At 68.3% G+C, this 11,968-nt stretch carries 14 protein-coding genes and 1 pseudogene; 8 read left to right on the forward strand and 7 right to left on the reverse strand.

Features of this window, described 5'->3' with window-relative positions; all coding sequences use genetic code 11:
• Positions 1 to 5: 5 nt before the first annotated feature.
• From VHD82_RS17885 to purU, 5 genes and pseudogenes are all read left to right on the forward strand, one after another.
• Positions 6 to 719 (forward strand): GNAT family N-acetyltransferase, encoded by a 714-nt coding sequence (locus VHD82_RS17885; RefSeq protein ID WP_325704613.1) that lies wholly within the window; start codon positions 6 to 8, stop codon positions 717 to 719.
• 77 nt (positions 720 to 796) lie between these two features.
• On the forward strand, positions 797 to 1,504 hold the full coding sequence (locus tag VHD82_RS17890) for a lysophospholipid acyltransferase family protein (RefSeq protein ID WP_325704616.1): 708 nt from the start codon (positions 797 to 799) through the stop codon (positions 1,502 to 1,504).
• Positions 1,497 to 2,297 (forward strand): annotated as a pseudogene (locus tag VHD82_RS17895) (DedA family protein); the annotation flags it as partial. The gene VHD82_RS17890 and the pseudogene VHD82_RS17895, both read left to right, overlap by 8 nt.
• Complete coding sequence (locus VHD82_RS17900; protein ID WP_414637539.1) at positions 2,185 to 2,814, forward strand: maleylpyruvate isomerase family mycothiol-dependent enzyme; 630 nt, start codon at positions 2,185 to 2,187, stop codon at positions 2,812 to 2,814. The pseudogene VHD82_RS17895 and the gene VHD82_RS17900, both read left to right, overlap by 113 nt.
• A 36-nt stretch (positions 2,815 to 2,850) precedes the next feature.
• Positions 2,851 to 3,711: a formyltetrahydrofolate deformylase gene (purU, locus tag VHD82_RS17905; RefSeq protein WP_325704622.1), complete on the forward strand. Its 861-nt coding sequence runs from the start codon at positions 2,851 to 2,853 to the stop codon at positions 3,709 to 3,711.
• Between the two features lies 1 nt (position 3,712).
• On the opposite strand, the gene VHD82_RS17910 is transcribed toward purU, so the two are convergent.
• A complete protein-coding gene (locus VHD82_RS17910; protein ID WP_325704625.1) occupies positions 3,713 to 4,462 on the reverse strand; it encodes a hypothetical protein in 750 nt (249 codons plus the stop codon).
• 162 nt (positions 4,463 to 4,624) lie between these two features.
• On the opposite strand from VHD82_RS17910, the gene VHD82_RS17915 reads away from it, so the two are divergent.
• Entirely contained in the window at positions 4,625 to 5,650 is a 1,026-nt protein-coding gene (locus tag VHD82_RS17915; protein ID WP_325704628.1) for a phosphatidylinositol-specific phospholipase C domain-containing protein, read from the forward strand.
• Here the strand turns inward: VHD82_RS17915 and VHD82_RS17920 are convergent.
• The 3 genes from VHD82_RS17920 to VHD82_RS17930 form a co-directional block, all read right to left on the reverse strand.
• Positions 5,647 to 6,651, reverse strand: coding sequence for an NADP-dependent oxidoreductase (locus VHD82_RS17920; protein ID WP_325704631.1), 1,005 nt, complete (start codon positions 6,649 to 6,651; stop codon positions 5,647 to 5,649). The two genes, VHD82_RS17915 and VHD82_RS17920, sit on opposite strands and share 4 nt — an antisense overlap.
• A gap of 86 nt (positions 6,652 to 6,737) precedes the next feature.
• Positions 6,738 to 7,172, reverse strand: a complete 435-nt coding sequence (locus tag VHD82_RS17925) for an SRPBCC family protein (protein WP_325704635.1) — start codon at positions 7,170 to 7,172, stop codon at positions 6,738 to 6,740.
• Positions 7,173 to 7,219: 47 nt separating this feature from the next.
• Positions 7,220 to 8,134 carry an ABC transporter substrate-binding protein gene (locus VHD82_RS17930; protein ID WP_325704637.1) on the reverse strand — a complete coding sequence of 305 codons (915 nt, stop codon included), beginning with the start codon at positions 8,132 to 8,134 and terminating at the stop codon, positions 7,220 to 7,222.
• Between the two features lie 104 nt (positions 8,135 to 8,238).
• Here VHD82_RS17930 and VHD82_RS17935 point away from each other — a divergent pair, with 104 nt between their 5' ends.
• Both VHD82_RS17935 and VHD82_RS17940 read left to right on the forward strand, forming a co-directional pair.
• Positions 8,239 to 8,922, forward strand: coding sequence for an ABC transporter permease (locus VHD82_RS17935; RefSeq protein ID WP_325704638.1), 684 nt, complete (start codon positions 8,239 to 8,241; stop codon positions 8,920 to 8,922).
• Positions 8,919 to 9,641: an ABC transporter permease gene (locus VHD82_RS17940; RefSeq protein WP_325704641.1), complete on the forward strand. Its 723-nt coding sequence runs from the start codon at positions 8,919 to 8,921 to the stop codon at positions 9,639 to 9,641. The genes VHD82_RS17935 and VHD82_RS17940 overlap by 4 nt, the downstream gene beginning before the upstream one ends.
• Here VHD82_RS17940 and VHD82_RS17945 read toward each other — a convergent pair.
• Genes VHD82_RS17945 through VHD82_RS17955 form a run of 3 tightly spaced genes read right to left on the reverse strand, consistent with a single transcriptional unit; the run spans position 9,577 to position 11,959 of the window.
• Positions 9,577 to 11,091, reverse strand: a complete 1,515-nt coding sequence (locus tag VHD82_RS17945; RefSeq protein WP_325704644.1) for an aromatic amino acid lyase — start codon at positions 11,089 to 11,091, stop codon at positions 9,577 to 9,579. The two genes, VHD82_RS17940 and VHD82_RS17945, sit on opposite strands and share 65 nt — an antisense overlap.
• Positions 11,088 to 11,639, reverse strand: a complete 552-nt coding sequence (locus VHD82_RS17950) for a YbaK/EbsC family protein (RefSeq protein ID WP_325704647.1) — start codon at positions 11,637 to 11,639, stop codon at positions 11,088 to 11,090. The genes VHD82_RS17945 and VHD82_RS17950 overlap by 4 nt, the downstream gene beginning before the upstream one ends.
• Positions 11,640 to 11,662: 23 nt before the next feature.
• On the reverse strand, positions 11,663 to 11,959 hold the full coding sequence (locus tag VHD82_RS17955; protein WP_325704650.1) for a DUF2516 family protein: 297 nt from the start codon (positions 11,957 to 11,959) through the stop codon (positions 11,663 to 11,665).
• Positions 11,960 to 11,968: the final 9 nt, after the last annotated feature.

Consider the following 11,968-nt stretch of genomic DNA (forward strand, 5'->3'; position numbering starts at 1 on the left):
ACCGCATGACAACCTTCGTCGAAACCGAGAAACAGTACCGGGCGGTGATCACCCGGGACCCGGGAATCGTCCGCGAATGCCAGGAACTGCGGCAGCGCGTCTTCTCCACCGAATTCGCCGCGGAATCCGACGCCGACGAATTCGACGAGGTCTGCGAGCACCTCGCGGTCCTGAACGAGGGTGAAGTCGTTGGCACGTATCGGATGTTGTTGCCCGGCAGCAGTAATCGACTGTATTCGGAGGGCGAGTTCACCCTCGACGCACTGGCCCCGCTGCGGCCGGAGCTGGTCGAGACCGGCCGCTCCTGCGTGCATCCGGAGCACCGGTCGGGCGCGGTGATCAACCTGATGTGGTCGACGATGGGCAGGTACGTGCGGGCCGCGGGGTACCGGCATCTGGCCGGCTGCGCCTCGGTCTCCCTCGCCGACGGCGGTGCCGCGGCGGGCACCACCTGGCGGTTGACCCGGGAAAAGCACTTCGCGCCGGCCGAACTCCGCGTGGCCCCGCGGCAGCCGTGGATCCCGCGTCAGCGCACCGACGGGCGCACGACGTATGCCGGGATTCCGCCGCTGCTGCGCGGGTACCTCCGGCTCGGCGCCTGGGTTTGCGGGCCGCCTTCGCACGATCCCGAGTTCGACTGTGCGGACTTCTTCACGCTGTTGTCCTTCGACCAGGTCGGGCCGCGCTACCGGCGTTACTTCTTCGGAGACGGCGAATGAACACGTGGGCCATCTATTCACCGTGTACACCGCACTGCGTCACCCAGCCGCGACCTTCGGTCACGACAATTCGATCCGTGCGCAGATGGCAGGCGGTGACCTCGGTGCTGGCCGGGACTTCCGCCGCCGTACGCCGGCGAGAGCTCGGCGCGCAGGCCCGGCGGCTGCTTTCGGAGCTGGACATCGACCTGTCGGCGAACACGGACCGCCTCAGCGTGCCGGGTGAGCGCGGCACGCTGCTGGTCGCGAACCACGTGTCCTGGCTGGACATCGTCGCGGCGCTGGCGATCGAGCCCGTCGGTTTCCTTGCCAAGCGGGAAATGCGCGAGTGGCCGGTGCTCGGTGGGGTCGCGGTCCGCTGCGGCACCACATTCATCGACCGGGACGAACTGCGGGGGCTCCCCTTCGTCGTTTCGGATCTGACGTCGCTGTTGCTGTCCGGGCGGTCGGTGCTGGTGTTCCCGGAGGGCACGACGTGGTGCGGCCACTGCCGGTCGGCGGACGGGCTGCCCGGCGGGGTCTTCCGGCGCGCGGCTTTCCAAGCGGCGATCGACGCGAGCGCGCTGATCCGGCCGGTCACCTTCGAGTACCACCAGGGCGGGGAACCCAGCACGGTGGCGTCATTCGTCGGCACCGACACGTTGTTCACCTCGCTGCGCCGGGTCGTGCGGGCGGACGGGCTGGGTGTCCGGGTCACGGCGCAGCCGGCATTCGCCCCGGACGGCGACCGCCGGGCACTCGCGGCACGGGCGCGGATGGACGTCCACCAGGTCGCGCATGTTTGAGTTCCTGGAGAGGATCACCGGCCTACTGCAGGAAACCCTGGATTCACCGTGGCTGTGGCTGATCGTCTTCCTGGTGGCGGCGCTGGACGCGCTGCTGCCGTTCATGCCGAGCGAGACCACGGTGGTCACGGTCGCCGTGCTGCTCGGGGCAGACTGGCCGAAGCTGGCGCTGCTGGTGGTGGTCGCGGCGGCCGGCGCATTTGCCGGTGACTGCCTGTCGCACTGGATCGGACGCCGGGCCGGGCCGCCGGTGATCGCGCGGCTGCAGCGGGGCGAAGCGGGCCGAGCGCGCTACGCGTGGGCGCGCACGCAAGTGGATCGCCACGGCGCGCTGTTGATCGTGGCCGGCCGCTACCTGCCCGGTGGCCGGGTCGCCAGCGGACTGGCAACCGGGAGTATGGGTGTGCCGTGGGCCCGATTCGCCGGACTGGACGCGCTGGGCGCTGGTATATGGGCTGTATACAGCGTGTTCATCGGTTGTGTGGGAGGCGTGGGCTTCGCGCACGAACCGGCCAAGGGGCTGCTGTTGTCGTTCGGGCTCGGCCTGCTGGTGGTGGGCCTGATCGAGGTCGGCCGCCGGTTACGCTCGCGGCATGCAGCACGAGGAATTCGTCGCAGTGATCAGGGAACAGTCGAGCGCGTTGAAGACGGCGGCCGTCGCGGCCGGGCCGGACGCCCCGGTGCCCACCTGCCCAAGGTGGACTGTGCGCCGGCTCGTCGGTCACCTCGGGCGCGTGCAGTCGTGGGTACGGTCGGCGCTCGCCGACCCGAGCGGGACCGGCGTGGAACGCGGCCGTCCGCCTGAGGACTGGGAAACCCTGCTGGCCTGGTTCGACGAGCAGTGCACGGAGATGACCGCGGCGATGGCCGACCCGGACGCGCCGGCCTGGCTGCCGTTCGACCGGTACCCGAAGGTCGCGGCGTCGTGGGCGCGGCGACAGGCGCACGAGGCGGCGATCCACCGGCTCGATGCCGAGCACGCACTGGCCGCGGAACCGTCGATGGTCTACGACGCGGAGCTGGCCTCCGACGGGGTCGACGAGCTGATCAACTGGATGGTGCCGAGCCGGGCGGACTGGTCGAAGTCCACCGCCAGCGGCACGATCGCGTTGTATGCAACCGATACACAACGTGCATGGCGGGTCGAACTGACGCGTGGCGCCCCGCCCCGGGTGGAACCCACCGAAGGCACCGGTGATCTCACCATCACGGGCACCGCGGACGCCCTGTACCGCCGGGTGTGGTCCCGACCCAGCAACGCCACGGTCACCGGCGACACCGGGCTGCTGGAGCCGATCGCCTCCCCCTGACGCAAGCACAGCGGCACTACCAGGGAAGATGTCCTGGTGTCCGAACGACGTTATGTGATCACCTTCGGCTGTCCCGACCGCACCGGCATTGTCGCGCGCGTGTCTTCGTTCCTCGCGGACGCGGGCGGCTGGATCGTCGAGGCGGCCTACCACACGGACCCGGACACCGGCTGGTTCTTCACCCGCCAGGAGGTCCGGGCCGATTCCCTGCCGTACGACGTGGACGAGTTGCGTACACGGTTCGCCGAGGTCGCGAGCACCCTGTCGGCGGAGTCGAACTGGCGCGTCGAGGACACCGGGGTGCGCCGCCGCGCCGTGCTGCTCGTGTCGAAGGAAGGGCACTGCCTGTACGACCTGCTCGGCCGGGTCGCGTCCGGGGAGCTGGACGTGGACGTGCGCGCGGTGATCGGGAACCACGATTCGCTGGCCGGAATCACCCGCGCGCACGGAATTCCCTTCCACCACGTGCCTTTCCCGTCCGGGGACAAGGCGGCGGCCTTCGCCGAGGTGCGCAAGCTCGTCGAGGAACACGATCCGCACGCCATCGTGCTCGCGCGGTTCATGCAGATCCTGCCGCCGGATCTGTGCGCCGCCTGGTCCGGCCGTGCATTGAACATCCACCACAGCTTCCTGCCGTCGTTCGTCGGTGCGCGGCCGTACCACCAGGCGCACCGTCGCGGCGTGAAGCTGATCGGCGCCACCTGCCACTACGTCACGGCCGACCTCGACGCCGGGCCGATCATCGAGCAGGACGTGATCCGCGTCGACCACGGCGACACCGTGCCCGACCTGGTGCGCAAGGGCCGGGACATCGAGAAGATCGCACTGGCCCGCGGGCTGCGCTGGCATCTGGAGAGCCGTGTTCTCGTGCACGGCAACCGGACCGTCGTCTTCTGAGTCAGCCGAAGACCAGCCAGGTACCGGCGACGAGCACCGCGTATACCGCCACGGCGGCCCAGACGATCCTGGTGCGCCGGCGTTCCGGCCAAGGGGTGAAACGCAGCAGCCAGGCGAGCGCGGGCAACACCAGGATTCCGTGCATGGCAACGAAATGCACGGGCTTGAGCGCCCCGGCCGTGGTGTAGGCGAGTTGTGGCTGTCCGCCGCGGGAAAGACTCACCCCGTCGGCGATCATGATCGCGCCGACTCCCAGTGAGACGACCAGAACGACCAGCCCGGCACGCAGGGCCAGCAGCATGCTCGGCGTGAGCCCGCTGCTCGACCGCAACGCGACCACAGTGAACCCGAGCACGGTCGCGAGGATCACGCCGCCGCCCAGCGCGAGCATCATCGAGACCGCCGAGTCGAACCCGCTCTCGAAGTTGAAATGCGACGGCACCCGGCGCCACACCTGCATGGTCACCAGCGTCACTTCCACCACGCTGACCGCGGTGAACAGCCCGAGCAGCACCGTGCGGGTCCGCGACCGCATGGTCAGGAACGACGTCGCCCACGCCAAAGTCGCCAGCGTGAGCCCGAACGAAAGCCCGAAGGTCATCGCCTTCCGGTAGGACAGCGGCCCTTCCCAGGTCGTGCCCGACGCGATGAGCACGACCAGGTGCACGAGCCCGCTCGCGAAGAGGACAGCGGCAACGGCATATGCGACCCGCTCCACCCGACGGCCGCGGCGCACTTCCTGAACAGTCATGCGGAAATCGTCCGCGCGAACGCGTCGCGCGTCGTCCGTCGAGGATCGGCTTTCCGGCCTACGTCCGGTTCCGTACCGGCGCGGTCCATACCACGGCCAGATGTGAATCATTTTCTGGTAATACTGCGCGACCAGAGTGTTTCCGACGGAAGGAGAATCCCGATGAGGTTCGTCCGAGCACTGACGCTCTCGCTGGCCGCGCTGCTGCTCGTCGCCCCGCAGGCGACGGCGGCCGATACCGGCTCGCTGAAACTGTCCCAGGCCACCACGGTCGGTGTGCACAACACGTATACACAGGATGCCTACCCGTATCTCGCGCAGGCGCTCGACGCCGGCACGTCGATGGTCGAACTCGACGTATGGGACAACATCCTCACGAAGACCTGGCAGGTCAGCCACGAAAACCCGGTCGGGAACGACAACAACTGCGTCTCGGCGTCCAACGGTTCGAACCTCTACACCGGCGACCGGAACCAGGCGCTCGGGGCGTGCCTGTCCGACATCCGCTGGTGGCTGGCCGCGCATCCGGACGCCGGCCCGGTCGTGGTGAAGGTCGAGCTCAAACTCGGGTTCGACGACCGCGACGGCATGGGCCCGGACGAGTTCGACTCCTACGTCAAGGCCAACGCCGGAGACGCCCTGTTCACCCCGGCCGGCCTGCTCGGCTCATACTCCACTTTGGACGATGCGGCGAAGGCGAACGCTTGGCCCACGCGTGCCGCGCTGGCGGGGAAGATGATCCTCGAAGTCATCCCCGGCACCGTCGAGCTGGCGAACCCGACGGACACGCTGCATACCGACGTCGAATACGCCACGTATCTCAAGAACCTGCACGCAAGCGGCAATCTGGCCAAGGCGACCGCGTTCGCGAGCGTGCTCGGCGCGTCCTCGGGCGACCCGCGCACGCAGTACGCGGACGCCTCGATCCGGCCGTGGTTCGTGTTCTTCGACGGCGACGCGAGCAAGTACGTCGACGGCGGTATCGACACCTCCTGGTACGACACCAACCACTATTTCCTGATCATGACGGACGCGCAGAACGTCGCACCGGCCATCGACGGCACGAACCCGACCATCCAGGAGGCGACAGACCGGGTCACGCTGCTCGCTTCGAAACACGCGAGCGTCGTCAGCTCGGACTGGCGGAACCTGACCACCGTGCTCCCGCTGGTGCTGCCGCGGGGTTAGACGCGGACGAGCATCTTGCCCGTGTTCGCCCCATCGAGAAGGTCGAGGAAGGCTTGCGGCGCATTGCGCAGGCCTTCCACGATCGTCTCCTCGTACCGCAGCTTGCCGTCGCGCACCAGCGGGGCGACCTCGGCGATGAACTGCTTCTGCAGGTCGAAATGGTCACCGACGAGGAATCCTCGAATGGTGAGCCGTTTGCCGACGATCTTCGTCAGATTCCGCGGCGCGGCAGGCGGCTCGGTCGCGTTGTAGAGGGAAATCATCCCGCAAACGGCGAACCTGGCGTGCGGTTTGGCCGATTCGATGGCGGCCTCCAGATGCTCGCCGCCGACGTTGTCGAAGTACACGTCGATGCCGTCGGGCGCCGCTGCCGCCAGCTGCTCGGCGACCGGAGCGTCCTTGTAGTTGAAGGCTGCGTCGAAGCCCAGGTCGTCGATCAGGTGCTTGACCTTGGCGGACGAACCGGCGCTGCCGACGACCCGTTTGGCACCCTTGAGCTTGGCGAGCTGACCCACCACCGAGCCGACCGCCCCGGCCGCGCCCGACACGAAAACCGTGTCATCAGACCGGAACTCCGCCACTTCGAGCAGACCGGCGTACGCGGTCAGGCCCGTCATGCCAAGCACCCCGAGGTACGTGGTCACCGGCGCCGCGTCCGGATCCACCTTCGATACGCGCTGGGCGTCGACCACCGCGTGCGAACGCCAGCCGAGACCATGCAGCACGGTGTCACCCGGCCGGAGTTCGTCCACAGTGGATTCGAGCACCTCGCCGATCGCGCCACCGAGCATGGCCTTGCCGACCTCGTACGGCTCCACATAGGACTTTGCCGCGCTCATCCGGCCGCGCATGTACGGGTCGACACTGATGAACAGGTTCCGCACCAGCACCTCGCCCGGAGCCGGGCTGGGCAGTTCGGTGTCCACAATGGAAAAGTTCTCCGGCGTCGGCCGCCCCGTGGGGCGGGAGGCGAGCCGGATCTCGGTCGCGGTGGTGCTCACCGTGGAACTCCCTACGTCGATGGCGTATGGGGTGATACCCACACGCCATCGACCCTAAGCGAGTTCCACGGCAGTCGCGTGGCGGCTCAAGCGAGCTCGGCCAGCTTGCCAAGCACGCCGTCGTAGATGCGCTTGAGACCGCCGGGCGCGAACGTCTTCTCGAAGAAGCCGCCGATCCCGCCGGCACCCTGCCAGCTGGTCTCGATCCGCACGACACTGCGGTCACCCGACGGGCGGACCGTCCAGGTGGTGACCATGGTGGAGTTGGCGTCGGTCTCCACCAGCGTGCCGGGCTCCGGCTCGGACACGGTGGCCGCCACGTCGCGCACCCGCTTCGAGGTGGCCTGCAACTTCCAGCGCGCCTTCGTGCCCGCACCGGTGCCGCCTTCGGTGACCTCGTAATCCCGGTACTGCTCGGTCAGGATCTTGGGCCGGGTGTCGGCGTAGTCGGCGACCAGCGCGCGCACCTTCTCCGCCGATGCGTCGATCGTCCGTTCCGCGACCGCCGTGACCTTTGCCATCTTCACTCCCCGATTCGTCTTGGTCGTTTCGACCGCGACTCTAGTAATCAGGCGAGGCCCTGTTTGCTCAGCCAGTCCTTCGCGACGTCGGCGACGGCGTCACCGTCCGAATCGACCTGCTTGTTCAGATCGCGCAGCTCGTCGGTGGTGAGCTTGGCGCTGACCGCGTTGACCGCGGCCTTGAAGTCGTCACCACGCGCGTCGAGCACCTTCTTGTTCACCGCGGGCACGATGTTCTCGGTGGCCACGATGCCCAGGTCGTCCTGCAGCACGGTGTACGACGGGTCATCGGCCAGCGGGCTCACCGAGTCGACCGGGATGACGGTGACCGCGCCCGAGTCCAGCTGGGAGCGGCGGGGGCCGGCTTCCTGGATGCTTGAGAAGGTGACGTTGAGCTTGTAGGCGTCACGGAAGCCGATGAAGCAGTTCGACCTGGTCTCGCACTCCGGCGGGCCGCCGAGCACGACCTTGTCCAGCTTCTTCAGGTCACTGATCTTGGTCAGGCCCTGGGACTTGGCCAGGTCGGCCTTCACGATGTAGGTGTTCTTGTTCTCCGCCGGGGCGTAGTTGAGCAGCTCGACGCCCGAGGGCGCGAGCAACTCGGCGAGCTTGGCGTGCTCGGAGTCGGCGTCCTTCGGGGCGTCCTGGTTGAACCCGGAGCTGATCGCCGCGCCCTGGTACTCGGGGATGAACTGCAGCTCGCCCGACTTGAGCGACGGGTACACCAGCTCGCGGGAGCCGATGTTGAACTGGCGTTTGACCGGGTAGCCCTTCGCCTCCAGCGCCTGCGAGTACAGCTCGGCGAGGATCTGGCTGTCGGTGAAGTTGAACGACGCCACGACGATCGGGTCGCCACCCTTGCTGGGCGCCGCGGACTGGCCGCTGCCACCACCACAGGCGGCGAGACCGAGCATCGCGGCAGCGGCGACTCCCGCGATCTTCAGGCTCCGGGTCCAGCGCATGGGTTCTTCCTCCCGTTCGAAACGACATGGAGGACCCTAGCGGCGATCACCGACAGAAACCACATACTGAGAAATCCACCATCGCGCGGCCCTATGCTTCCCGGGTGGGTGCATACGTGCTGGCCGAATCGTCGCGGCCGCTGTTCGAGTGGCGGTGGGTGGAGCGCAACGCCGACAACATCGTCCAGCGATTGGGCGAACACCTCGCGCTGACGGCGACCGCGCTGGGCGTCGGGCTCATCGTTTCGATCGCGCTGGCGGTGCTGTCCCTGCGCTGGCGGTGGTTCTACCCGGTGGCGCTGTCCACGGCGGGCGCGCTGTACGTGATCCCGAGCCTCGGCGCGTTCGCGTTGCTGGTGCCGTTCTTCGGGCTGTCGTTCACCACGGCGGTGATCCCACTCGCGACGTACACGCTGCTGATCCTGCTGCGCAACATCGTGACCGGCATCCAGCAGGTGCCCGGCGACGTGCGTGAAGCGGCAGTCGGAATGGGCTTCACGCGGGCGAAACTGTTGATGCGGGTGGAACTTCCGCTCGCACTGCCGGTGGTGATCGCCGGGCTGCGGGTGGCGGCGGTGACCACCATCGGGCTGGTCACGGTCACGTCGATGCTGGGCATGGGCGGGCTCGGGTACTTCATCCGCCAGGGCATCCAGACCGCGACGCCGAACCCGACCGCGATCATCGTCGGCATCGGCTTGTCGATCGTGCTGGCCGTGGTGGTGGACTTCCTGCTGTGGCTGTCCGAACGGGCGCTGGCCCCGTGGGCCAGGAAGGGGCGCGCGTGAGCAACATCTTCGCCGAGGCGTGGGATTGGCTGGGCGAGCCGAACCGGTGGAGCTGGTCGGACCCGGCCGGCATCCCCTACCGCACCCTGGAGCACCTCGGATTTTCCGCGCTCTCGCTCGTGGTGGCGGCCGCTCTGACGATTCCGCCTGCGCTGTGGCTGGCGCACTACCGGCGAGCCGCCTTCCTGGCCAGCAGCGTGGTGAACATCGGCAGGGCGATCCCGAGCTTCGGGCTGATCATCCTGTTCTGGTACCTGGCGAGCCGGTGGGAGCTGGACACGTCGTTCTGGCCGCTGCTGATCGCGCTGGTCGCGCTCGCGATGCCACCGTTGTTCACCAACACCTACGCCGGGGTGATCTCGGTCGACTCGGATGCCGTCGACGCCGCGCGCGGCACCGGCTACCGGGAACGGCAGATCATGTTCGGCATCGAGCTGCCGCTGGCGCTGCCGGTGATCCTGGCCGGCGCGCGGGTCGCGTTTCTGCAACTGGTCGCCACGGTGGCGATCGGCGCGATCGTCAACAACGGCGGTGGGCTCGGCCGGTACATCGTGGACGGGTTCGCGCAGGGCGTCGGCGGTTACGGCGAGATCCTCGCGGGCGGCGTGGCGGTGATCGTGCTGGCGCTGCTGTGCGAGGGCGCGTTCAGTCTCCTCACGCGTTGGGCCGTGCCGCGGGGTCTGCGGCTGGAGACTGCGCGGCAGGCGCAGGTGTTGTGAGCTCCGGCAGCGCCGCGACGAGGCGTTCGAGCTCCGGACCCAACGGCCGGTCCGCCACGACCGGCGGCACGATCCCGCCGATCCAGCGATAGGTGTCGGCGAGCCCGGGCGCGGGCGTCGTTATACGCATTGTATGCGCCTGGTATGCGGTGATCAGCTCACAAGCGGTGATCACGTCGAGGTGCACAAGCGTTGTATGCAACTGGTATGCAGCGGCGGAGGCGAAGACCTGGACGTCTTCCTGCCCAGCCGACGTATCAAGCGAACCGAGCGATGCGGGCGCGATTTGTATACGCATCGAATGCAGCTCGCCCACCGCGCGTTTGTGCAGCGGTGCGAGGCCGGCATTCGGCCCCGGCTCGGGCGTCAGCTGCGCGGGCAGCCCGCTGAAACGTTCGTCGAGCATCCGGTGCATGCGTTGCACGCTCACCTCGGCCACATGCATGAGCGCAGCCTTCACGGCGTCCATCCGCAGGCCCAGCTCCGCGGCGTGAAAGCCGGCTGTCGAGACGAACTCGCCGGCCAGGAAAGCGGGAGAATCCATTGGCGCGCCAAGGAAGCGCAGCGTCGCATCCTCCAACTCGGCGAGCGTCCGGCTGGCGTAGGCGATGGCCTGTGGTCCGACACGAACAGACACCGGCGCCTGCACGACATCGTCCCGCCGCACTCCGCCGTCGGTCGGATCCCGGACGCGCGCGAGCACATCCGCCAGCACCTGGTCGTTCCCGGCCAGCTCGGGCCGGTAGATCCCGCGCGGCGCACCCAGCGCGTCGACGGCCAACGCCGTGCATACAAGTTGTCTACCGACGGCTTCCGAGGCTTGGGCACCCAGCAGAACCGCCTGCGCGACGGCGAGCGGCGAGCCCTGGATGAAGCTCACGCCTTCCTTGGGCCCGGGGCGATACGGCTCGACGCCTCGATCGGCCAGTGCCTTGCTCGCCTGCACTTCCCGCCCGTTCTCCAGCACCGTGCCGACGCCGAGGACCGTCTGAAAAGCGTGGGACAACGCGAGAATCTCGCCGGCCGACCCGAGACCGGTGGCCGGCACGGCCGGCACGAAATCGTCGTTCAGCCTGGCGACGAGGAACCGCGCGGCGTCCGCGCTCGCCGCTGTCTCCGGGGCCAGAAAACCGCGTAACCGCACGGCGAACAGCGCCCGCACTGCCTCCGGCGAAAGCCACGGCGGCCCGCCGACCGCACGGCCGACGAGCAACCTCGCCTGGTGCTCGGCCTGTTCCTCCGCGGTGAGCGAGGTACCGGCCAGGCGTCCCATCCCGGTATTCACGCCGTATACAGGTTGTGTACGGCCGTTCAGCGCGGCGAGCATCGCCTGCCGGCGGGCAGCGACGCTCTCCAGCAGACTCTCGTCGAGACTTACCCGCGCGCCCCGGGCGATCTTCCGGATCGCCGCCGGATCCAGGTCCTCCGGACCGCGGACGAAGATCGTCACCCGACCGGCTTGGCCAGGTTTTCGATGACCTCCGCGCTCGGCAGCGAGGCCAGCGCGGAACCGGTGATCAACAGCTTGCTGCCGCGGATCCCGCTGCCGATGACCAGCTGCGGCGCGTCGGCCACGGCCTTGTCGATCAGGATCGGCCAGTCGGCGGGCAGGCCGACGGGCGTGATCCCGCCGTACGCCATCCCGGTCAGCTCGACTGCCTCGTCCATCGGGGCGAAGGAAGCCTTGCGCACGTCCAGCCTGCGCTTGATCACGCCGTTCACATCCGCGCGCGTCGTGGCCAGCACGAGCGCCGCCGCGAATCGCACCTCGCCCGCCCGTTTCCCGGCGACGACGACACAGTTCGCGGAGGCCGACAGCGGCGACGAGTAGGCCTCACAGAATGCGGCGGTGTCCGCCAGTTCGGGATCGATCTCCACGACGGCGACTTCCGATTCGTCCAGCGATCCGAGCGCCTTGGCCACAGGTTCGGCCAGCAGATCGGCCCGCTCGGACACCGGCTCGACGGTCAGCGTGCCGGCGATGGTCCAGTTCGTCATGCCACGAGGTTAGCGGCGGTGTGCTACCAGTTCTTCCCGCGCCGCTGCACTTCGATCAGCTTCGGCCGGACGTCGACCATGTACACGAGCACGGCGACGATCCCGGCCAGCCAGAAGATGGTGCCCGCGCCGCCGAACCCGAACAGGCCCATCGCGACGGTGCCCGCGCCGGTGATCGCCAGCCAGATCGGCTTCGTCTTGCGTTCGGCGGCCGTGAACGCGTCGGAACGCTGCAGGAGCGCATGGAAGAAGGCGACGAGCCCCACCAGGGTCCCGGCCCAACCGATGATCAGCATGATCCACTGCGCGATTAACGGCACTGTTCCAGC

Source organism: Amycolatopsis sp. (assembly GCF_035546795.1).
Taxonomy (GTDB): Bacteria; Actinomycetota; Actinomycetes; order Mycobacteriales; family Pseudonocardiaceae; genus Amycolatopsis_E.

Excerpts from the sequence above, each read along its gene's own strand:
- VHD82_RS17885 (WP_325704613.1), top strand. The coding sequence starts at position 6 with ATGACAACCTTCGTCGAAACCGAGAAACAGTACCGGGCGGTGATCACC.
- VHD82_RS17910 (WP_325704625.1), bottom strand. The coding sequence starts at position 4,462 with ATGACTGTTCAGGAAGTGCGCCGCGGCCGTCGGGTGGAGCGGGTCGCA.
- VHD82_RS17915 (WP_325704628.1), top strand. The coding sequence starts at position 4,625 with ATGAGGTTCGTCCGAGCACTGACGCTCTCGCTGGCCGCGCTGCTGCTC.
- VHD82_RS17925 (WP_325704635.1), bottom strand. The coding sequence starts at position 7,172 with ATGGCAAAGGTCACGGCGGTCGCGGAACGGACGATCGACGCATCGGCG.
- VHD82_RS17930 (WP_325704637.1), bottom strand. The coding sequence starts at position 8,134 with ATGCGCTGGACCCGGAGCCTGAAGATCGCGGGAGTCGCCGCTGCCGCG.
- VHD82_RS17950 (WP_325704647.1), bottom strand. The coding sequence starts at position 11,639 with ATGACGAACTGGACCATCGCCGGCACGCTGACCGTCGAGCCGGTGTCC.